The organism is Bradyrhizobium sp. WSM3983 (assembly GCF_000473045.1).
Lineage (GTDB): Bacteria > Pseudomonadota > Alphaproteobacteria > Rhizobiales > Xanthobacteraceae > Bradyrhizobium.
In genome coordinates this window covers 105,541-126,416 of record NZ_AXAY01000002.1, presented here as the reverse complement: position 1 = coordinate 126,416, position 20,876 = coordinate 105,541, and the positions used below count along the sequence as shown (strand labels likewise).

At 64.5% G+C, this 20,876-nt stretch carries 23 protein-coding genes; 8 read left to right on the top strand and 15 right to left on the bottom strand.

The window, feature by feature from the left end:
* The first annotated feature begins 58 nt into the window (after positions 1-58).
* Both YUA_RS0103465 and YUA_RS0103455 read left to right on the top strand, forming a co-directional pair.
* A complete protein-coding gene (locus tag YUA_RS0103465) occupies positions 59-403 on the top strand; it encodes a hypothetical protein (protein WP_027529405.1) in 345 nt (114 codons plus the stop codon).
* Between the two features lie 182 nt (positions 404-585).
* Positions 586-1,188, top strand: a complete 603-nt coding sequence (locus YUA_RS0103455) for an MSMEG_1061 family FMN-dependent PPOX-type flavoprotein (protein WP_027529404.1) — start codon at positions 586-588, stop codon at positions 1,186-1,188.
* Between the two features lie 127 nt (positions 1,189-1,315).
* Here YUA_RS0103455 and bfr read toward each other — a convergent pair whose 3' ends face one another.
* The 3 genes from bfr to YUA_RS0103440 all read right to left on the bottom strand — a co-directional run bounded on the left by bfr (position 1,316) and on the right by YUA_RS0103440 (position 2,732).
* Positions 1,316-1,804 (bottom strand): bacterioferritin, encoded by a 489-nt coding sequence (bfr, locus tag YUA_RS0103450; protein ID WP_027529403.1) that lies wholly within the window; start codon positions 1,802-1,804, stop codon positions 1,316-1,318.
* Positions 1,805-1,937: 133 nt separating this feature from the next.
* Positions 1,938-2,210, bottom strand: coding sequence for a bacterioferritin-associated ferredoxin (locus YUA_RS0103445; RefSeq protein ID WP_027529402.1), 273 nt, complete (start codon positions 2,208-2,210; stop codon positions 1,938-1,940).
* A 165-nt stretch (positions 2,211-2,375) separates the two neighbouring features.
* Positions 2,376-2,732, bottom strand: a complete 357-nt coding sequence (locus tag YUA_RS0103440) for a hypothetical protein (RefSeq protein ID WP_371259864.1) — start codon at positions 2,730-2,732, stop codon at positions 2,376-2,378.
* Positions 2,733-2,798: 66 nt separating this feature from the next.
* Here YUA_RS0103440 and YUA_RS0103435 point away from each other — a divergent pair, with 66 nt between their 5' ends.
* Both YUA_RS0103435 and YUA_RS0103430 read left to right on the top strand, forming a co-directional pair.
* Complete coding sequence (locus YUA_RS0103435; protein WP_027529400.1) at positions 2,799-3,134, top strand: hypothetical protein; 336 nt, start codon at positions 2,799-2,801, stop codon at positions 3,132-3,134.
* Positions 3,135-3,372: 238 nt separating this feature from the next.
* Complete coding sequence (locus YUA_RS0103430) at positions 3,373-3,657, top strand: hypothetical protein (RefSeq protein ID WP_027529399.1); 285 nt, start codon at positions 3,373-3,375, stop codon at positions 3,655-3,657.
* Between the two features lie 81 nt (positions 3,658-3,738).
* On the opposite strand, the gene YUA_RS0103425 is transcribed toward YUA_RS0103430, so the two are convergent.
* Together YUA_RS0103425 and ettA are read right to left on the bottom strand one after the other, a co-directional pair.
* Positions 3,739-4,965, bottom strand: a complete 1,227-nt coding sequence (locus YUA_RS0103425; RefSeq protein WP_027529398.1) for a lytic murein transglycosylase — start codon at positions 4,963-4,965, stop codon at positions 3,739-3,741.
* A gap of 7 nt (positions 4,966-4,972) precedes the next feature.
* Positions 4,973-6,622, bottom strand: coding sequence for an energy-dependent translational throttle protein EttA (gene ettA / locus YUA_RS0103420; protein ID WP_027529397.1), 1,650 nt, complete (start codon positions 6,620-6,622; stop codon positions 4,973-4,975).
* A gap of 231 nt (positions 6,623-6,853) precedes the next feature.
* Between ettA and YUA_RS0103415 the strand changes: the two genes are divergently transcribed.
* Positions 6,854-7,069: a hypothetical protein gene (locus tag YUA_RS0103415; protein WP_027529396.1), complete on the top strand. Its 216-nt coding sequence runs from the start codon at positions 6,854-6,856 to the stop codon at positions 7,067-7,069.
* Between the two features lie 147 nt (positions 7,070-7,216).
* Positions 7,217-8,179, top strand: coding sequence for a D-2-hydroxyacid dehydrogenase family protein (locus YUA_RS0103410; protein WP_027529395.1), 963 nt, complete (start codon positions 7,217-7,219; stop codon positions 8,177-8,179).
* A 10-nt stretch (positions 8,180-8,189) separates the two neighbouring features.
* On the opposite strand, the gene YUA_RS0103405 is transcribed toward YUA_RS0103410, so the two are convergent.
* The 3 genes from YUA_RS0103405 to YUA_RS50860 form a co-directional block, all read right to left on the bottom strand.
* A complete protein-coding gene (locus YUA_RS0103405) occupies positions 8,190-9,158 on the bottom strand; it encodes an NAD(P)-dependent oxidoreductase (protein ID WP_027529394.1) in 969 nt (322 codons plus the stop codon).
* Positions 9,159-9,320: 162 nt separating this feature from the next.
* Complete coding sequence (locus YUA_RS0103400; RefSeq protein ID WP_035970478.1) at positions 9,321-10,499, bottom strand: L,D-transpeptidase; 1,179 nt, start codon at positions 10,497-10,499, stop codon at positions 9,321-9,323.
* A gap of 70 nt (positions 10,500-10,569) precedes the next feature.
* A complete protein-coding gene (locus YUA_RS50860) occupies positions 10,570-10,821 on the bottom strand; it encodes a hypothetical protein (RefSeq protein WP_027529392.1) in 252 nt (83 codons plus the stop codon).
* On the opposite strand from YUA_RS50860, the gene YUA_RS0103390 reads away from it, so the two are divergent.
* A complete protein-coding gene (locus YUA_RS0103390) occupies positions 10,820-11,635 on the top strand; it encodes a hypothetical protein (protein WP_035970476.1) in 816 nt (271 codons plus the stop codon). The two genes, YUA_RS50860 and YUA_RS0103390, sit on opposite strands and share 2 nt — an antisense overlap.
* Positions 11,636-11,638: 3 nt before the next feature.
* On the opposite strand, the gene sseA is transcribed toward YUA_RS0103390, so the two are convergent.
* The 3 genes from sseA to YUA_RS0103375 all read right to left on the bottom strand — a co-directional run bounded on the left by sseA (position 11,639) and on the right by YUA_RS0103375 (position 14,406).
* On the bottom strand, positions 11,639-12,496 hold the full coding sequence (gene sseA / locus YUA_RS0103385) for a 3-mercaptopyruvate sulfurtransferase (protein WP_027529390.1): 858 nt from the start codon (positions 12,494-12,496) through the stop codon (positions 11,639-11,641).
* 200 nt (positions 12,497-12,696) lie between these two features.
* Entirely contained in the window at positions 12,697-13,110 is a 414-nt protein-coding gene (locus YUA_RS0103380; RefSeq protein ID WP_027529389.1) for a rhodanese-like domain-containing protein, read from the bottom strand.
* A gap of 120 nt (positions 13,111-13,230) precedes the next feature.
* Positions 13,231-14,406, bottom strand: a complete 1,176-nt coding sequence (locus tag YUA_RS0103375; protein ID WP_027529388.1) for a VWA domain-containing protein — start codon at positions 14,404-14,406, stop codon at positions 13,231-13,233.
* 227 nt (positions 14,407-14,633) lie between these two features.
* Here YUA_RS0103375 and YUA_RS0103370 point away from each other — a divergent pair, with 227 nt between their 5' ends.
* Entirely contained in the window at positions 14,634-15,476 is an 843-nt protein-coding gene (locus tag YUA_RS0103370; protein WP_027529387.1) for a MoxR family ATPase, read from the top strand.
* Between the two features lie 861 nt (positions 15,477-16,337).
* On the opposite strand, the gene YUA_RS0103365 is transcribed toward YUA_RS0103370, so the two are convergent.
* The 4 genes from YUA_RS0103365 to YUA_RS0103350 form a co-directional block, all read right to left on the bottom strand.
* Positions 16,338-17,993 (bottom strand): GMC family oxidoreductase, encoded by a 1,656-nt coding sequence (locus YUA_RS0103365; RefSeq protein WP_027529386.1) that lies wholly within the window; start codon positions 17,991-17,993, stop codon positions 16,338-16,340.
* Positions 17,994-18,009: 16 nt separating this feature from the next.
* A complete protein-coding gene (locus tag YUA_RS0103360) occupies positions 18,010-18,603 on the bottom strand; it encodes a GNAT family N-acetyltransferase (protein WP_027529385.1) in 594 nt (197 codons plus the stop codon).
* Positions 18,604-18,808: 205 nt separating this feature from the next.
* On the bottom strand, positions 18,809-19,747 hold the full coding sequence (locus YUA_RS0103355) for an SMP-30/gluconolactonase/LRE family protein (RefSeq protein WP_027529384.1): 939 nt from the start codon (positions 19,745-19,747) through the stop codon (positions 18,809-18,811).
* Positions 19,748-19,884: 137 nt separating this feature from the next.
* Positions 19,885-20,718 carry an AraC family transcriptional regulator gene (locus YUA_RS0103350; RefSeq protein ID WP_027529383.1) on the bottom strand — a complete coding sequence of 278 codons (834 nt, stop codon included), beginning with the start codon at positions 20,716-20,718 and terminating at the stop codon, positions 19,885-19,887.
* Positions 20,719-20,876 lie beyond the last annotated feature (158 nt).

The window sequence follows — 20,876 nt, the reverse complement described above, 5'->3', positions numbered from 1 at the left end:
GACGGCTCGGGCTTAATCGCGTCAACGATACGAATCGACACGCGATGAGGAGGATTGCATGCACAGGCTTGCGCTGTGCGTTTGGCTCGCCGCGATGACCAGCGCCGCGTTCGCGTTCGACAACGGTCAATACGACAACATTGCGCCCGACGTCCGCGCCTGGTTCAAGAGCGTAATCGCGCCGAACGGCGTGCCCTGCTGCGACATCTCCGACGGCCATCGCACCGACTACGACGTACGCAAAGGCACGTATTGGGTGCCGATCGAGGGACAATGGATGGAGGTGCCCGAGCGCGCCATCATCCGCGATCGCGGCAATCCGGTCGGTCAAGCCGTGGTCTGGTACGTCCGCCACCGCGGCGCTATCATCATCAGTTGCTTCGTGCCCGCGGACGCAGTGTAGCGCGCCATGGCGCCCGACCGCCGTGCGTGTTAGTTCGGCTGATGGCCCCTGCAAAACGACCGAACACGCAATGCGCTTCGTGCTGGCGGCGTTCTACCTTGCGGCGGGCATCGCGCATCTCCGGATCCCGGACAAGCAGGCCGGGGAGTGATATCCTTAAAGCCTCAATCATGGAGACCTTCGTGACCGACCTTTGCGCCGAGGACCTCGCCACCATCTATGCGAAGCCGACACCGCGCGTGATCGCGAAAGCACGTCCTGCGATCGACGCGCATGCGAAGAAGTTCATCGAGATGTCGCCATTCTGCGTGCTCGCGACATCAGCTACCGATGGCAGCGTCGATGCCTCGCCGCGCGGCGGCGGTATCGGCTTCGTTCACGTTGCCGGCCCCAATCAACTGCTAATGCCCGATCGTGCCGGCAACAACCGCATCGACAGTTTTCGCAACGTCGTTGAAGGCTCGGGCTTCGTGCATCTGCTGTTCTTCGTGCCAGGGATCGACGAGACGCTCCGCGTCGGCGGCCGCGGCACGCTGTCGGCCGATCAGGATCTGCTCGCTTCGATGGTGGAGTTCGGCAAGCCGCCGCGCGCGGTGCTGAGCGTCGCTGTCAGCGAAGTCTATTTCCACTGCGGCAAGGCGCTGATGCGCTCAAAGCTGTGGTCGCCGGAGAAGGTGCAGCGCTCGGTGATGCCGAGCATCAGCCAGGTCATTCACGACCAGACCAGCCTCGGCGAGCCGGAGAGCCAGGAGATCGTGGAAGAGCGCTACAAGACGCAATTGTAGGTGGGCGGTTCGCAAATGGACCGTCGTGCCCGGGCTCGTCCCGGGCATCTACGTCTTCGTCGCGCGGCAAAACGTGAATGGCCGGGTCAAGCCCGGCCACGACGAATGGAGAGAGCAGAACGAGAGCTTAGTGCCCCTCGCCCTCGAGCCCGCCGACGTGCTTCTGGGTGTAGAGTTCGAGGCCGATGCGGCCGATCAGGTCGAGCTGGGTTTCGAGGAAGTCGATGTGGTGCTCCTCGTCGCTCATCAGCTTCTCGAACAGGTCGCGCGTGACGTAGTCCTTGACGCCGTGGCAATAAGTCGCCGCTTCCTGGTAGAGCGCGCGCGCGCTCATTTCAGCGGCGAGATCGCACTCGATGATCTCCTTGACGTTCTGGCCGATACGCAGGGGATCGAGCACCTGCATGTTCGGGAAGCCGTCGAGGAACAGGATGCGCGCGGTGAGCTTGTCGGCGTGCTCCATCTCCTCGATCGACTCCTTGCGCCAGACCTTGGCCATGTCCAGCAGGCCCCAATTGTCGAGGAAGCGGTAGTGCAGCCAGTACTGGTTGATCGCAGTCAGCTCGTGACGCAGTGACTTGTTGAGATAGTCGATGACTTTTGCGTCGCCCTGCATGGTTCACTCCAGCTCTTGTAGTCCAAATCGGCCCTAAATCGAATTTAGAACGCTTCTAAATGAGTTCAAGGACGAGGGCAACCGGCTGCGGAGACGTAGCCGGGGAAAAGCTCAGCCGAATTTGAGGAGGTCTTCAGCAGGCCGCGAGGGCAAACTGCGCGGGCTGGGCCGTCTCGTCGTTAGCTGCCACCGTGTGGCTGTGCGGGCACCCGGAACAGCAGGACTTGGCACAGGGGCCGAGCGCTTCGTCGATGATGGTCTTGATCGTCCGGGCGCAGCGGCCGCATTCGGCGCTGCAGCCGAGGCATCCATAAACCTGTCTGGCATGGCGCACAGCATCGTCGGACTCGGCGACGGCGGCGCGGATGTCGTCATCGCTCAGCACGTTACAGGAACAAACGATCATGGAAGCGGTAGGCCCTTGGTGATGCGCCATCATCGATATTTAAGGGGCCGCCCGGATGCAAAGGGAAAAACCGGTATTTCAAGCTATTCCAAACTGGCCCGGAAACAGCCTAGAACGGCTCTAAAATAGGGAGTTGCGCTGGATCAAGATGATGCCTGATAGGGCCTAGTCGCTGCTCCCGCCTCCCCCACCATCGCCGCCGCCTCCGCAATCTCCATCCCCACCACTATCGCTCGTGGAGCAGCTGCCGCTGTCGGTCGCGCTGTCGGAACTGTCGCTGGAGAACCAGCTCCCCAGCGAGAAGCCCTCATTCGTCGTATCCGAGTAGCTGTCGCTTCCCCCGCCTGCTCTGGCCCGCGAGCGCGGCACGCGGTTCTGTAAATGGGTCATCAGGGCATAACCAGCCACGCCGACAGCCCCGATGGCGATCAGGGCATTGGTCAGGACGGTCATCATCGTCTCCCAAGGCCAAAGATCGGCCAATTCTACCAATTGGTCGCACCCGGCCAATGCGCCGTTCATTGATCGTTCAAGCGAAGTGTGGAACTTTGGCGCAGGAGTTCCGCGTTCGCGTTGAAAGGTCGCCCCATGAAGAAGTCGCTTATGGCAGTCGCTGCCGCCGCCCTGGTTTTGGCCGCGGGTACGCCGGCCCATGCACAGCGCGGTGTCGCTGCCGGCGTAGCCGCCGGGATCATCGGTGGCGCCATCGTCGGCGGCGCGCTGGCATCTCCGTATTATTACGGACCCGGACCGGGCTACGCGTATGGCCCGGGTTACGGCCCCGGCTATTATCCGCCCCGCTACTACGCGCCGGGTCCCGGCTACGTTGCCGACGACTATTACGGCGATGGCTGTGTCTGGCAGAAGCAGCGCTTCTGGGACGGCTACGCCTGGCGCATCCGCCGCGTCAGAGTCTGCGGCTGAGGCGCGTTAGGCCGCTCGGTTGAACCGATTCAAATGAGCCGGTTCACTACGGGTGCGCCGTTCATCTCCGGGCCTGAAAAAGACCGCTTTTTCTCGTCACAGCTCCGTGTGCGTTTACCGTGGATTGACCATTTGCGCGCTTCCTAGCTGCAAGGCCAATTCCATCAGAGTGTGCGTGAACCTTTGAAACCCGGACGCTCCCAACGAGGAGCGTCCATCTCCCAGGAGAGCCAAGAGCATGAAGAAGACTATTGTTGCCGCCCTCACGGTTGCGACGATCGCCGGTTCGCTGGTGACCGCCACTCCGTCCGCTCAGGCCCATGACGGCGTTGGCGTCGGTATCGCGGCCGGCCTGCTCGGCGGCGCGATCATCGGCGGCGCCATCGCGTCGAGCCGTCCCGCTTACGGCGGACCGGTGTACGTGGCCGAGCCTGGCCCGCCGCCCCCGCCCTGCTACTGGCAGCGTCAGCGCTACTGGGACGGCTATGGCTGGACCGTTCGCCCGGTTCGCGTCTGCTACTGATCTGGTCGCACCGCGCTGATCAAGCGCCGCGACGAAGCCCGGCCGAGACCATCGGCCGGGCTTTTTCTTTTTGACGACTTGTTAGCGCGCCGCCTGAATCGAACGCAGCACCTCTTCGCTCGGCCAGCAATCGACCTTGAGCCCGGCCGACCTCTGATAGGCGCCAAGCGCAGCGCGCGTCTGCATGCCGGCCTTGCCGTCGATCTTGTCTTTGTAGAGCCCGGCGCGCGTCAGCCCGAGCTGCATCGCCTCGACATCCTTCGTGCGCAATTGCTTCGACGTCGCCCAAGGCGTCGCGAACGGCAACGGGCTCGTCATGCGGTCACTGAGATGACCGACGAACAGCACATAGAGGTCGGAGAAATTGTATTCCTTGATGACGAAGTAGTTCTTCGTGGTCAGGAACGCCGGACCATAGATGCCCTCCGGCTGGAGCAGTGATGCCGGTTGCGCCTGCTCGGCCGCGCTGAGCCTCTCGCCGCGCACCGGCACGAAGCCTTCACGCAGCCACTGGCCGATCGGCTTCGTCACCTCGGGCACGCCGGTGGTGCAGTCGACCCTTGCCGGCGCCTTCACCTCATAGGCCCAACGCACGCCGCTCTGCCAGCCCTTGTTGACGAGCTGCTGCGCGGCCGAGGCCAGCGCATCGGGCACCGAGTGCCAGATGTCGACGCGGCCGTCGCCGTCGAAATCGACGCCATGCTTGTAATATTCGGACGGCAGGAACTGCGTGAGCCCGGTGGCGCCGGCCCAGGACGAGCGCATGTCCTTGCGCGTCACCACGCCCTCGCCGAGGATCTTCAGCGCGAGGATAAACTCGTTGCGATAGGTGTCCTTGCGCCGGCCGACATAGGCCTGCGTCGCCAGCACGCGGACGAGATCGTAAGGCAGTGTGTAGCGGCCGTAATCAGTCTCGCGTCCCCAGATCGCGAGCATCACGGTGGCGGGCACGCCGGAGCTCTTTTCGATCTTCGTCAGCGCGGCATTGTATTTCTGCAGCAACCGCTGCCCCTCGCCCGCGAGGCTCGCGATCGCGCCTTCCCTGACATAGTCCGCCGGCACCTGCACGAACTCGGCCTGCGACGGCGCGCCGGTCGCAGGTCGCCCGGGCAGGATCAGATCAGGCAGCTTGTAATCCGGATCGAGCCCGCGCGTCTGTTGATCGAACGTCGCGCGGGAAACGCCGGCCCCTTGCGCTTCCGGCCAGAGCGAGCCGATGAATTGGGTAAAGGCGGCATCGGCGGCGCGGGCGGACGTCCATCCGCAGGTGACGACAATCACCGCAGCGATGAGCGCCCGTCGCATCATGCCGAGATCACCGCGTCAGCTTCTTGTACTTCACGCGGTGCGGAATGATGCTGTCCTGGCCGAGCCGGCGCATCTTGTCCTTCTCGTAGTCCTGGAAATTGCCTTCGAACCATTCGACATGGCTGTCGCCTTCGAAGGCCAGGATGTGGGTCGCGATGCGGTCGAGGAACCAGCGATCATGGCTGATGATGACGGCGCAGCCGGCGAAATCCTCCAGCGCCTCTTCGAGCGCGCGCAGCGTGTCGACGTCGAGGTCGTTGGTCGGTTCGTCGAGCAGCAGCACGTTGGCGCCGGACTTCAGCATCTTGGCGAGATGCACGCGGTTGCGTTCACCGCCCGAGAGCGCGCCGACCTTCTTCTGCTGGTCGGCGCCCTTGAAATTGAACGACGAGCAATAGCCGCGCGAGTTTACTTCCTTCTTGCCGAGCAAGATCAGCTCGTTGCCGCCGGAGATCTCCTCCCACACGTTCTTGCTGCCATCGAGCGCGTCGCGCGACTGGTCGACATAGCCGAGATGCACTGTCTCGCCGACCGTGATGGTGCCCTTGTCCGGGGTTTCCTGCTTGGTGATCATCCTGAATAGCGTGGTCTTGCCGGCGCCGTTGGCGCCAATCACGCCGACGATGCCGCCAGGCGGCAGCTTGAAGGTGAGATCGTCGATCAGGAGACGATCGCCATAGCCCTTGCTGAGGGTTTCGAAGTCGACGACGTTGGCACCGAGCCGCTCGGCGACGGGAATGATGATCTGCGCGGTCTGGGTCTGCTTATCGCTCGCCTGCTTGAGCAATTCCTCGTAGCGCTGATAGCGCGCCTTGGACTTGGCCTGGCGCGCCTTCGGCGAGGACGCCACCCATTCCTGCTCGCGTGCGATCGTCTTCTGATGCGCGGCGTCCTCGCGGCCTTCCTGCTCGAGCCGCTTCTGCTTCTGCACCAGCCAGGACGAGTAATTGCCCTCGTAGGGAATGCCCTTGCCGCGATCGAGCTCGAGGATCCAGCTTGTGACGTTGTCGAGGAAGTAGCGATCGTGGGTGACGATCAGGATCGCGCCGGGATAGGTGCGCAGATGGCCTTCGAGCCACGACACCGACTCGGCGTCGAGATGGTTGGTCGGTTCGTCCAGCAGCAACAGCTCAGGCTGGTCGAGCAGCAGCTTGCACAGCGCGACGCGGCGGCGCTCACCGCCTGAGAGTTTCGTCACATCGGCATCATCGGGCGGACAGCGCAGCGCATCCATGGCCTGGTCGACCTTGCTGTCGAGATCCCAGAGGCCCTGGGCCTCGATCTCGTCCTGCAGCTTGGTCATCTCGTCGGCGGTTTCCTCGGAGTAATTCATCGCCAACTCGTTGTAGCGATCGAGGATGGCCTTCTGCTTGGCGACGCCTAGCATGACGTTCTCGCGCACGGACAGCGCCGGATCGAGATGCGGTTCCTGCTCGAGGTAGCCGACGCGGGCGCCCTGCGCGACCCAGGCCTCGCCGTTATATTCCTTGTCGAGGCCGGCCATGATCTTGAGCAGCGTCGACTTGCCCGAGCCGTTGACGCCGAGCACGCCGATCTTGGCGTCCGGGTAAAACGACAGATGGATGTTATCGAGCACCTTGCGGGTCGGGTAGCTCTTGGTCAGGCCCTGCATGAAATAGATAAACTGGCGCGCCATCGGTCCCGAAAACCTTCGATTTGAGGAGATTTGCTTGCCGCCGATGTAACGATCCCGCCCCCAAAGGGCAATGTTTTCCCTCCGTTCACCACGGATGAATACCGGGCGGACACCATCCGGACCCCGTCCCGGACAATTGAAACCTTCTTTTAATAAATCAGGCCAAAGCTCGGTTTCGCGCGGAAACAGCGCCACCCGCCCAGAATGAACGGGAGCACAGCGAGGCCCATCATGGCTCTGATCGAGACCAATTCCCTTCCCGTTCCGGCGGAAGCCGGCCGCGCCTCCGCGCTCGTCTCGGAGATCAAGGGCTTCTGGACGCGATTCTTCGCCACGGCCTTCAACCCCTACCGGCCCGAACTGCACTACATGCGCGGCCCCGGCCCGGCCTGGCGCGCCAAGCACGGCATGGATGCGCCGATCCGGCTGAAGCCCCGCGATCTCTGAGCTGCGCCTCCCTATCGGATCTTGCCTACGGATTTTTGAAGACCCAGACTGCTTGCGCGCAGGCGTGATTGCGCGCAACCATGGCCCGGTTCCGACGATGGGGCCCCTCCGCCTGGCGCTGCCACCTCTCGCCATGGATGAACGCTGATGACGCGGCTGCGCTGTGCAATTCTCGACGACTACTTCAACCTCGCTCTCGACGTCGCCGACTGGCCGAAACTGTCCGACCGTGTCGATGCCACCGTGTTCAGCCATCCCTTCGCCTCGGAACAGGCCGCAGCCAGCGCGCTGGCCGATTTCGACATCATCTGCGCGATGCGCGAGCGCACGGCGTTCCCCAAGAGCCTGTTTGACAAGCTGCCCAAGCTGAAGCTGCTGCTCACCTCCGGCATGCGCAATGCCGCGATCGACGTGGAGGCCGCGAAGGCGAAAGGCGTCACCATCGGCGGCACGCAATATTCGCGCGATCCGACCGCGCCGCTGACCATGGGCCTGATCCTGGAACTGACCCGCGGCATCGGCCGCGAGAATGCGCGCATGCATGCCGGCGAGCCCTGGCAAACCTTTGCCGGTGTCGAGATCGAAGGTCTCACGCTCGGCGTTGTCGGCCTCGGCAAGCTCGGCACCAAGATGGCCAGTATTGCCAAGGCCTTCGGCATGAACGTGATCGCCTGGAGCCCGAACCTCACGCCGGAGAAGTGCGCGGCGGCCGGCGTTGGCTACGCCAGCAAGGAGGAGCTGTTCGCCAAGGCCGATGTTGTCACCATCCATGTGGTGCTGAGCGAGCGCTCACGCGGCCTCGTCGGCCGCGCAGACCTCGCGCGGATGAAGCCGACCGCGTTCCTCGTCAACACCGCGCGCGGGCCGATCGTGGACGAGCAGGCGCTGCTCGAAGCCTTGCAGCAGCGGAAGATTGCGGGCGCCGGCATCGACGTGTTCTCGGTCGAGCCGCTGCCGGTCGACCATTCCTTCCGCAAGCTCGACAATCTCGTGCTGACGCCGCATCTCGGCTACGCGACCGAGGACGGCTTGCGCATCCATTACGGACAGATGGTCGAGGCGATCGATGCCTGGACCAGGGGAAGCGAGCTGCCGCGGAAGCTGGCCTGAGGTAGGCCCGTCACGCCGCGGCGCGCTGTGCTGCCGAGGCCCTCGCGAATTCAGCAAATCCCTGGCGCCACGACGACTTCGCCGGCTGCCAATCGAGTTCGCGTCTCGCCTTGGCATTCGACGCCCCACGCACCTCTGTCATCATCGCCACCATGTGCTCGCCCGCAAGCAGGCGCCCGAGCCAGGCAGGAACGTGGAGCGGCGGCTTGGCACCGATCAGTTCGGCCAACGCCGGCAACCAATCCTTCACCTGCGCCGGATGATCGTCGACGACGTTGTAAACGTTGCCGGCGCGTCCGCGCTCGACCGCAGCAAGCGTGGCGGAGGCGGCATCCTCGGTGTGAATGAACGACCACGTGCCGGCGCCACTGCCGATCACCGGCACACGGCGGTGGCGCAGCTGGTCGATCATCGCCGGCGAGAGCGTGCCGGTCTCAGGCCCATAGAAGAATCCATAGCGCAGCACGATCCCTTCCGGCGTCGTCGATGCGGTGACGGTCCGCTCCAGATACCGGATTGCCTCAAGCGTGCGTCGCAGTTCCTGCGGCGGATGTGGGTCAAGTTCATCGACCTCGGTCTTGACCGTTCCTCCGTTGCGGCTGAAGGTCCAGCCGCAGAAGCTTTGCGCGATGAAGCGCCTGGCGCCGGCCTCGCGTGCAGCGTCGAGCAGAATGTCGGTTCCGCGCGTGCGGAGCTCGTTGGTTCGCGCGAAGGCGCGATCGAAATGGCGGAGGTCGGTGGCGGCCGCGAGATCCGTCATCTGATGGACGACCACGTCCGGCTTTGCCGCAGACACCGCAGCGCGCATGCTGCCGGCATCGAGGCCGTCGGCGACGGCCGGCTCCGCACCCAATCGACGCACGAGGTCTGCTTTTGCCGCACTCCGTGTCGTACCAACCACCGAATGCCCCGCCGCGATCAGCGCCGGAACAAGATACTGCCCGACCGCACCGGTCGCGCCCGCAACAAAGATTCGCATCGTGCGCTCCTCGAATTCGTTGCAACTTCCTCGGCAGGTAGTCAACGTCTGTGAGGATTCAACGGGGCGAATGCACGGGAACCGGACGGGCATGCATCAAACGAAAGCGGCGCGTGGCCGATGCACACGCGCCGCTGATTCAATCAGCACTGACGAGGAGAGTTAGCGCACGGTGACTGGCGCGGGCAGCGGCGGCACCACGGTCGGTTGCGTACCCGGAGCCGGGCCGGCCTGGGCGGCCATCGGAGCCGGCGCAGGCGCTGCCGATGCGGTCGCCGTTCCCGGCGCAGGGCCGCCCGGCATCACCACCACGCGGGTGCCGACCTTGGTGCGCTCGAACAGGTCCGAGACATCGTCGTTCAGCATGCCGATGCAGCCGGAGGACACGAACTTGCCGATCGTCGAGGGCTGGTTGGTGCCGTGGATGCGATACACGGTCGAGCCGAGATACATCGCGCGGGCACCGAGCGGATTGCCGGGGCCGCCGGCCATGAAGCGCGGCAGATAGGGCTGGCGCTCGATCATTTCCGTCGGCGGATGCCAATCCGGCCATTCGGCCTTGCGCGTGATCTTCTGCACGCCGGTCCAGGTGAAGCCGTCGCGGCCAACGCGAACGCCGTAGCGGATCGCACGGCCATTGCCGAGGACGTAATACAGGTAGGTGTTCGGAGTATCGACGATGATCGTACCGGCCGGCTCCTTGGTCGCCAGCGACACTTCCTGACGGCGCAGGTTCGGCGCCAGTTGCGCCGGTGCTGCGTCAGGCTGCTCCTCGGGCGGCAATGAGGCGACCGACATCGGCCGGCCATCGGCACCGACAGCGGGCGGCTGCGAGACCGCGCCGGTCGCGGCCGAACCACCGACGGCTTCCGGCGGACGCATGCCGTCGCTGGCGGGCGCCTGGCCCGGACGGTCGGCATAGATCACCGAGGGCGCGCCAGCGGGGCGGCCATAACGGGGATCATCGGGTGACATCACCGGACCCTGCGGCGGGGCGGCGGAATAAACGGGCGGAGCGCCAGCCGGACGGCCGTAACGCGGATCATCCGGCGACATGACCGGGCCCTGCGGCGGGGCGGCCGAATAGACCGGGGGAGCGCCGGCGGGGCGGCCGTAGCGCGGATCATCGGCGGGACCCGGCGGCGGCAGCGAAGCCTGCGGCATCGCGTCGTCGTCATCTTCCAGAGCGTCGAAATTCGGGGTGCGGTCGCCGGGCCGGTATTCGGCCGGAGCGCCGTAGCTCGGCGCCTGCTGAACCGGATAGCTCTGGGCCTGTGCGAGCGAGGTTCCCGCCGCAGCGACTGTTGCGGCAGCGCATATCGTCAGAAAATGTTTGATCATCATCGCTCTTGTTAGCCCCCGGGCCCCGTCCGAGCCGTCAACGGCCAGATGACCGAAGATAGCGGCACATTCAAGACATAACAGGCTGAATTGTGCCTGATTTAGCGATTTGTGATGCAATCGCACACAGTTGCCCCGTTGCATCACGGGACGGAAATCGCATCACGCCGTAGATTGCCGGAGTCATCCGTCCGATTTTTTGCGGAACTGAGCGGAGGCGTTGCGATATGTTCGAATCAGCCTGATTCGCCATCGCTTTGAGCTCGAATTCCCGCATGGCGAACGCGGCAATCAGTACCGTCACCGCGTTCAGATGGCTCATGGGCCCTGGCCACACGCCGGGGCGGAAATTTGTAACCCGTCCGATGCTTCCCGGCTTTCGCTTCCTGCTTGCCGCGATCCTGCTGTCAGCCTCCATCCTGGTATTCGGCTTAGGCGCCGCCTCGCTGCTACGGGCGAGCCACGAGCAGTATGTCAGCAATCCCTCTTGGCGGAACGGCCCGCAGGAGCGGATGTTCGCGCAGGCCTCCGAGCCGGCCCAGCCGGTGCTCGCGGCGCTCCGGGTGGCGCCGGCGGCCAATGAGGCGGCGCCTGTGGTGCCGGAGCAGGTCCCGAGCATCGGGCTGCCCGCGGTCGAGACCGGGCCCGAGCAGATGGCTGCAGTGACGCTGGAGGCCCAACCTCAGGCCCAACCGGAGCCTCGGGTCGTTGCCGTCGCGCCACCCGCAGAGACGGCTCCGCCCGCCACCGAAGGGCCGGCCCCTGAGCCGGCCAAGGGCGAGGCTGCGGCTCCCGCACCCGCTGACACACTGACCCCGGCCGACACGGCGGCTTCTACCGCGACGACAACGCCCGCACCAATCGTCAGCGCCACCGAGGTGCCGCGCACCGCGACACCAGCGCTGGCATCGCGCGTGAGCGACATTGCAGCGGCCAGGATGGCCGCGCTGAACGAGCTTGCGCCGGCGAAGACCAAGGCCGACAGCGCAACGGCCAAGCCGCGTGCGCACAAGCCGAAGAAGCGGCACCGCATCGTGCGGCGCCCGCCGCCTCAGCAGCTACAGCAGGCGCTCGATCCGTTCGGCCGGCAGCAGCAGCAGACGCTCGCCACGACGGCCACGCGCACGCGCCAATAGGATTTACGCCGGCCCGGTCGCGATCGGCGGGCCCTTCTCCTGGCCCCATTCCGACCATGAGCCGTCATAGAGGGCGGTGTCGGTGACACCCAGGCGATAGAGCGCGAGCGTCAGCACGCCGGCCGAGACGCCGGAGCCGCAGCTCGTGACGATCGGCGCATCGAGCTTCACGCCGGCGCCGGTGAAGGCGGCGCGCAGATCCTCGAGCGGTTTCATCGTGCCGGTCACGGCATCAAACAGCTGGTTGTAGGGCACGTTGCGCGCGCCGGGGATGTGACCGGAGCGGATGCCCGCGCGCGGCTCGGGCGCGCGGCCTTCGAAGCGGTCGGCGGCGCGTGCGTCGATCACCTGCTCGGCGCGGCTTTCGACATTGGCGATCAGCTGCTGCATGCTGCGCACGCGCTTCGGATCGTAGCTCGCCTTGAACGTCGCAGCCTTCGGCTTCACCTCGCCGCTCTCGACCGGACGCCCCTCGGCGCGCCACTTCTTCAGGCCGCCATTGAGGATGCGCACATTGCTGTGGCCGAAGGCCAGGAACATCCACCATGCGCGCGGCGCGGCGACCCAGCCGCCGGCATCGTAGAGCACGACCGTGTCGGCATTGGAGATGCCGAGATTGCCGACATCGCGGCCGAACTGCTCGGCGCTCGGATACATGTGCGGCAACGGGTTGGAATGGTCCGACACCGCATCGACGTCGAAGAACGCGGCACCCGGCAGGTGCGCGGCGAGATAGTCGTCCTTCGGCAGCGGCAGCACGCCCGGCAGCTTGAAGCTGGCGTCGAGCACTTTGACGTTGGCGTCGGCGATGTGGGCGGCGAGCCATTCGGTGGAGACGAGGGGGTCGGTGGCGGAGGTCATCGGTCTTTCCTTTATGGTCATTCCGGGGCGTGTAGCGCGAGCGAGGTTGAAGCCGTGCGCGTCAAACTCCGCTGTCATCGCCCGGCTCGACCGGGCGATCCAGTACGCCGAGACGATTGTGATTCAACCGACAGGCCGCGGCGTACTGGATTCCCCGCTTTCGCGGGGAATGACGGGTGGAGAGAGCAGCGACTGCACCCTCACTCCTTCTTCTTCGGCTCCCACTGCTCCGTCGGGCCGCCGGCGTCGCGCCAGGCGGCGTAGCCACCGGCGATGTGGGCGACGGGCTTCAGGCCCATGTCCTTCGCGGTCTTGGCCGCGAGCGCGGAGCGCAGGCCGCCGGCGCAATGGAACACGAACTTCTTGTCTTCCTGGAAGACCGGCTTGGCATACGGGCTCTGCGGATCGATCCAGAATTCGAGCATGCCGCGCGTGCAGGAGAACGCGCCCGGGATGCGGCCGTCGCGCTCGATCTCGCGGGGGTCGCGGATGTCGACGATGACGACGTCGCCGTTCTTGGAGATCTCGATGGCGTCCTTGGCGGTGAGCGTCTCGATCTCAGCATTGGCCTCGTCGATCAGCGCCTTGATGCCGCGGGTGATGTTTTGGGGCATGTGGTTCTCCCTTGTCATTCCGGGGCGCGCAGCGCGAGCCCGGAATCCATTTCTCCACTAACTCTGCGGCCCGATGGATTCCGGGCTCGCGACTTCGTCGCGCCCCGGAATGACAAAGAGCTAGTGCGTCAATTCTTTCATCGCCCCCTCAAGTCCCTCGATCGTGATCGGGTACATGCGGTTGGCGAAGATGCGTTTGATGATGGTAGTCGATTCCGAATAGTCCCAGTGCTTCTGGGCGACCGGATTGAGCCACACTGAATGCGGATAGGTGCGGATGATGCGGTCGAGCCAGACCGAGCCGGGCTCCTCGTTGACGTGCTCCACCGAGCCGCCGGGCACCATGATCTCGTAAGGCGACATCGAGGCGTCGCCGACGAACACGACCTTGTAGTCGTGCGGATATTTGTGCAGCACGTCCCAGGTCGGCGTGCGATCGGTGAAGCGGCGCTTGTTCTGCTTCCACACGCCTTCATAGAGGCAGTTGTGGAAGTAGAAATACTCCATGTGCTTGAACTCGCTCTTCGCCGCCGAGAACAGCTCCTCGACCTGCTCGATATGCGAATCCATCGAGCCGCCGATGTCGAAGAACACCAAAAGCTTGACCGCATTGCGCCGCTCGGGACGCATGTGGACATCGAGATAGCCGTGATTGGCGGTCTCGCGAATGGTGGTGTCGAGATCGAGCTCATCTGGTGCGCCGGTGCGCGCGAACTTGCGCAGGCGGCGCAGCGCCACCTTGATGTTGCGGATGCCGAGCTCGACATTGCCGTCGAGATCCCTGAACTCGCGCTTGTCCCACACCTTCACGGCGCGGTTGTTGCGGTTCTTCTCCTGGCCGATGCGGACGCCTTCGGGATTGTAGCCATGCGCGCCGAACGGCGAGGTGCCGGCGGTGCCGATCCATTTCGAGCCGCCCTGATGCCGGCCCTTCTGCTCCTCGAGGCGTTTCTTCAAGGTCTCCATGAGCTTGTCCCAGCCCATGGCCTCGATCTGCTTCTTCTCTTCCTCGGAGAGGTATTTCTCGGCGAGCTTCTTCAGCCACTCCTCGGGGATCTCCGCCTTCTCCATGGCGTCGAGCAGGCTCTCCAGCCCCTTGAACACCGTGCCGAACACGCGGTCGAACTTGTCGAGATTACGCTCGTCCTTCACCAGCGAGGTGCGCGAAAGATAGTAGAAATTCTCGACCGAATAGTCCGACAGGTCAGCGTCGAGTGCCTCCATCAGCGTGAGGTATTCGCGCAGCGTCACGGGGACCTGCGCATCGCGCAGAGAGGTGAAGAATTGCAGGAACATGGGTGACAGATTGCCTTTCGGATGGCTGGCGTCAAGGGGACGGGCACATCCAGGGCGTCTGGGCTGGATTGTCCGCGTGGCGGGATGGGTGCGGTGATTGTGCTCGTCATCCTTTCGCTGATAAAACGGGTCTGAAAGCCTGACCGAACCAGGAACGGCCGCCATGAGCGGCCGTTCCCTTGTCGCGACCGAGGACCGCTTCGGCCGACGACCAACAAGGACGCGCAATGAAATTTACCGGCACCAAGGACTATGTTGCGACCGACGATCTCAAGGTCGCGGTCAACGCCTCGATCGTGCTGGAGCGCCCGCTCCTCATCAAGGGCGAGCCCGGCACCGGCAAGACGGTGCTGGCGGAGGAAGTGGCGAAGGCGCTGAACGCGCCACTGCTCACCTGGCACATCAAGTCCACCACCAAGGCGCAGCAGGGCCTCTACGAATACGACGCGGTGTCGCGCCTGCGCGACAGCCAGCTCGGCGATGCGCGCGTGTCCGATATCAAGAACTACATCAAGCGCGGCAAGCTGTGGGACGCCTTCGCCGCCGAGCAGCGCCCGGTGCTGTTGATCGACGAGATCGACAAGGCCGACATCGAATTCCCGAACGATCTCCTGCTCGAACTCGACCGCATGGAATTCCATGTCTACGAGACCGGCGAGACGATCAAGGCCAAGCAGCGCCCGATCATGATGATCACCTCCAACAACGAGAAGGAGCTGCCGGACGCGTTTCTGCGCCGCTGCTTCTTCCACTACATCAAGTTCCCCGACGCCGACACGATGGGCCGGATCGTCGACGTCCACTTCCCCGGCATCAAGAAGCGCCTGGTGGAAGAAGCGCTGCGCATCTTCTTTGAGGTGCGCGAGGTGCCCGGCCTGAAGAAGAAGCCGTCGACGTCCGAGCTGCTCGACTGGTTGAAGCTGCTGCTCAACGAAGACATGAGCGTCGAGCAGCTCCGCGAGCGCGACCCGCGAAAACTGATCCCGCCGCTGCACGGCGCGCTGCTCAAGAACGAGCAGGATGTGCATCTGTTCGAGCGCCTGGCGTTCTTGAGCCGACGGGAAGTGTAAGGGAGCGTTCTTTCGATAGCGCTTCGCTCTCGCTCCAGTCACCGGTGTCATTCCCCGCGAAGGCGGGGAATCCAGTACGCCGCGACCTCTCGGCTCAATCACTGCCGTCTCGGAGTACTGGCTCGCCCGGTCAAGCCGGGCGATGACAGCGAGGGTGTAGCGCCAGACACACCTTCGCATCCTCGCGGCACATCTCGCCCGAGCTTTGCTTTGATCTCTCCACCCTCTTCAAAGAGGGCGCAGGGAAGGCCGGGTGCTGACCTCGCACCCACGGTCCGCTGTGCGCATGGTGCGCAAAAAGGACTGCACAGCGGCATACAGGTGAAGCCGAACACACGGCCTTCCCTGCGCGATGGGTTGACGGCTTATGCCGCGCTCTCCCGGGAGCCGAATTCCTTCTGGCCTCCCTCGCCCCGCAGATTAGCGGTGCCGTCCGCCCGGTTGGGCTCGCTGACACCTCCGCGACAGGCTTGACCGTAGCGACGACGGCCAGGACCACACGGTTTTGCCGTACGCGTTCAGCGCCGTTCGTCCGCACGCGGGTCTCAAGCTCACAGGGACTACCCGCCCTGCCCGCCCCATCTCGTGCCGACGCTGCCGCGTCCACCGCAACCCGGCCCGCGTTTCGAACGACTCGCGAACCGCCCCTCTTCGTCGGGCCGGGCTGTTTCGACTTATGCCGCAATTCCGAATTTCGGTAAAGTGGAATATTTTTGCAGAGAGGGGTTGACGGGGTGTGGGGTGTTTTGCCCGACGGGACACGAAGCAGGTCTCGTAGGGTGGGCAAAGCGAAGCGTGCCCACCGCTTCTATCGCAACAGCGGAGCGACGGTGGGCACGGCGCGTTGCGCCTTTGCCCACCCTACGCAGCTGTGACCACGGCGGCGTCGGGGATGCGGGCGGCTTCCATCGGCGCCTTGCCGCGGATCAAGTCTGACGCGCGGTCGGCGATCATCATCGTGGACGCGTTGAGATTCGCCGAGATCATGCGTGGCATCACCGAGGCATCGATCACGCGCAGGCCTTCGAGCCCGTGGACGCGGAGCTTGTCGTCGACGACGGCCCAGGTGGAATCCACCGGGCCCATACGGCAGGTGCAGCCGGGGTGGAAGGTGGTGGTGCCGCGCTCGGTGGCGGCGGCCAGGAATTCGTCGTCGCTGTTGATGTTTGGCCCCGGGAAATCCTCGTAGGCGTAATAGGGCGACAGCGGCGCGCTCTTCAGAAGGCGCCGCGCGAGCTTCATGCCGCCGACGATGACGCGGCGGTCGAGCTCGGCGTCCAGATAATTGGTCTGGATGATCGGCGGCGCGAACGGATCCGACGAGCGGATGCGGACATAACCGCGGCTCTCCGGGCGCTGCTGCCAGGAGGCGACCGTCATGCCGGGCTCGTCCTCGAGCTGGCCTTGCACGCCTTCCTTGTAGCTCGCAGGTGTGAAAGTCAGCTGGAGGTCAGAACTGTCGGCGCTCTCGCCGGAATGCCAGAAGCAATAGACCATGGTCGGCGACAGCGAGAGCAGGCCGCGGCGCGCGGTCGCCCATTTCAGCGCTTCGATCCACAGCGAGAAGCCACGACGAAGCTCGTTGATGGTCTTGATGTCCTTGACGCGCGCCACGGTGCGCGGGGCGTAGTGGTCCTGCAGGCCTTCGCCGACCGGCAGCGCGTGACGCACCTGGATGCCGTGAGCACCCAGCAGATCGGGCGGGCCGATGCCGGAGAGCTGGAGCAGCTGCGGCGAATTATAGGTGCCGCCGGACAGGATCACTTCCTTGTTGGCGCGAACCTCGACCGGCGTACCACCCTTGCCGCCCTTGGTATAGCGCACGCCGACGGCGCGCTTGCCTTCGAAAATGATCTCGGTCGCATGCGCATGCGTCTGCACATGCACGTTGGGCCGCTTCATCGCAGGCTTCAGGAACGCGGTCGAACCGGACACGCGCAGGCCCTTGTCGATGGTGCGTTGGCAATAGGAGACGCCCTCCTGAATCTTGCCGTTGTAGTCGGGGTTGCGGGGAATGCCGAGCGAGACCGCGCCTTCCATGAAGGCCTCGCAGAGCGGATCGCGCCAATCCATGGTGGTGACCGTGAGATTGCCGTCGCGCCCGCGAAAAGTGTTGTCGCCCTCGCCGACCCGCTTCTCCAGCCGCTTGAAATAGGGCAGCACGTCGGCATAGCCCCAGCCGCGATTGCCCATCTGCGCCCAGGTGTCGAAATCCATGCGCTGGCCGCGATTGTAGATGTGGCCGTTGATCGAGGACGAGCCGCCGAGCGTCTTGCCGCGCGGCGCGTAGATGCTGCGTCCGCCGGTGTAGGGCCCGACCTCCTGCTGGTAGGCCCAATTGATGCTCTTCATGTGGAAGGTCTTGATGAAACCTGCCGGCAGATGAATGTAGGGGTGCCAGTCGCTCGGACCTGCCTCCAGCACGCAGACGCTGGTGTTGGGATCCTCGCTGAGGCGGCTGGTGAGGACGCAACCGGCCGAGCCCGCGCCGATGATCACATAGTCAAATCTATCCATGGTGCCTCTGCCGCCCCTAGCGCGGCTTGTCGTTGAGTTGATATTCGAGATGCGCCTTCACCGTCGGCCATTCCGCCGCGGTGATGCTGTACACGACGGTGTCGCGCAGCGTGCCGTTCGGCGCGACCTGGTGGCTGCGCAAAATGCCGTCCTGCTTGGCGCCGAGGCGCTCGATGGCGCGGCGGCTCTGGTGGTTGAAGAAATGCGTGCGGAATTCGACCGCGATGCAGGTCAGCGTCTCGAAGGCGTGGGTGAGCATCAGCAGCTTGCATTGCGTGTTGAGCGGGCCGCGCTGCGCGCTCTTGCCATACCAGGTCGAGCCGATCTCGACACGGCGGTTGGCGGCATCGATGTTCATGTAGGTCGTCATGCCCACGATATTGCCGCCGGCGTCGAACACCGTGAACGGCAGCATCGAGCCCGCGGCCTGGAGCCCCAGGCGGCGGTCGATCTCCTTGCCCATGTTCTCCGGCAGCGGGATCGCGGTGTACCAGAGCTTTGAGAGCTCGCCATCCTTGACGGCCTCCACCAGCGCTTCGCGATGCTCTTTCGACAGCGGCTCGAGACGGGCGTGCTGTCCACGCAGGGTGATGGGATCAGGCCAGGGCATTGCAGTCTCTCCTTACGTCGCGTCATTGCGAGGAGCGAAGCAATCCAGACTGCGAGACCCTCATCCTGAGGAGCTTGCGAAGCAAGCGTCTCGAAGGATGAAGGCCCCGACCGGTGGCCTCGCCCTTCGAGACGCGCGCCAGATGCGCGCTCCTCAGGGTGAGGGTCTGAGAGTTGCCTCGCCTCCCGTACAATGACGGCTTGGCTCACTTGTTCAGAAAGTTCAACGGCAAACCGCCGCGCGGCCAGTCCATGGCGACGAGTTCGCCCTTGCCTGACAGCGTGATGTAGGCAGTCTTCAGCTCGGGGCCGCCGAAGGCGATGTTGGTGGTGACGCGGTCGCCGGTCGGGATCTGCTCGACCAGGGTACCGTCCGGCGCGATCACCGAGATGCAGCCGGAGACGAGGGTCGCGACGCAGACATTGCCGTTGGCCTCGACCGCGAGCGAATCGAACATCTGGTAGCCGCCAAGGCCGCAGATCGGCTTGCCGCGCTCGCCGCGATAGATCACGTCTTGCGGCTTGAGCGTGCCGGGCTCGGAGAGCTCGTAGGCCCAGAGCCGCCCCGTCGGCGTTTCCGCGATGTAGACGGTGTTCTCGTCCGGCGACAGCCCGATGCCGTTGGCCGGCAGCACGCCGTGCACGACCTCGACGATTTCCTTCATGCCGGGCTTGAGATAATACATCCCGCCGACATCCATCTCGCGCGCGCGGCGCTTGCCGAGATCGGAGAACCACAGACCGCCGTGCTTGTCGAACACCAGATCATTCGGCCCGCGCAGATCGTGCTCGCCGCATTTGGTGACGACGGTCTCAACCCTGCCCGATTGCAGGTCGACACGCTGGATCGAGCCGCCGAGATAATCCTCGGGCTGCGGACCCGGCATGATCATGTTGCGGGTCGGGATCCAGGAGAAGCCGCCATTGTTGCAGATATAGATCTTGCCGTCCGGCCCCAGCGCCGCGCCATTCGGGCCGCCCGGCACCTTGGCGACGATCTCCTTGCGGCCATCAGGATAAACGCGAGTCAGGCGCTGGCCGCGGATTTCCACCAGCACCACCGAGCCGTCCGGCATCACGACCGGCCCTTCTGGAAATTCGAGGTCGGTGGCGAGAACGCGGACGTTGGACGTGGCAGTGGACATTGGGGGGACCCTCCCGGCTGCTTGTTATGGCTTGCTCGGGATGTCCGGCACGGGCCCCGCTGGCAAGTTTTGCCAGCGGTTATGACAAAGTAGGTCCCCGTTGCCAAGCAAGCGGGATGGTATGCCAGCGTTGCGCGTTACTCCCGCACTGGTATCCAAATCTCGAAGCCGCCATTGCCGGTCACGGGATCGAACTTCTCGTCATAGCGCTCGAAGTTCGGCGCGTCGGCGGCCCTCATGCCGGAGGACGGCAGCCATTGATTCCAGATCGCGTTGACGGTGCGGCGGACCGAGGCGACGTGGTCGGTGTGGGTGAACACCGCATAGCGCTGCTCGGGGATGCGGATGCGACCGAGCCCGCGGGGCAGGTCGGAGAAGTCGGCGACCTCGACGCCGGCGATGTAATCGAAATTGCCGGAATCATCGCCGTTGCAGCAGACGCCGTAAGCGACGTTGCCGACGCGTTCGGGAATGCCGGCGACCTCCTGGTGGAAGCGAGCCCACATCCCGGGAATGATGGCGCCATTGTCGCAGGCGATGCGCTCGGCGAGGCCGGCGACGAGGAAGGCCTTTGCGGTTTCGAAACGCGGGGCTTTGAGGTTGTCTGATATGGTGGAGTCCATGAGGATCGGCTCCTGAAGCTTGAGTTGATCGACGCACGTCGCCGCCCTCACCGCTTCGGGCGTGGTGCCGAATTGGTCGCGGAACGCGCGGGTGAATGCTTCGTGCGAGCCGTAATCCGCCTCCAGCGCCAGCGACAGAATGTCCGGTGCGCCATTGGCAAGACTGCGCGCCGCTTCCGTCAGCCGCCGTGCGCGCACGTAACGCATCACCGGATCACCGGTGGCTGCGGCAAACGCACGCACCATGTGGAACCGCGACACGCCAGCGATCGCAGCAATCTCGTCGAGCGTCATCGGCTCGGCCAGATGGCTCTCGATATACCAGAGCGCGCGCTGGGCTGGGTTCATGGGTTACGACTCTCGTTCGAAGCGTGGCCATGATGCGCCCCGCCGCCGTAGCGCGCTTGATCAGGATTGCTGTCGCACCGCGAACGCTGAACTCGTAGGGTGGATTAGCCGAAGGCGTAATCCACCAACCCGTATTCGCTGAAGCATGGTGGGTTACG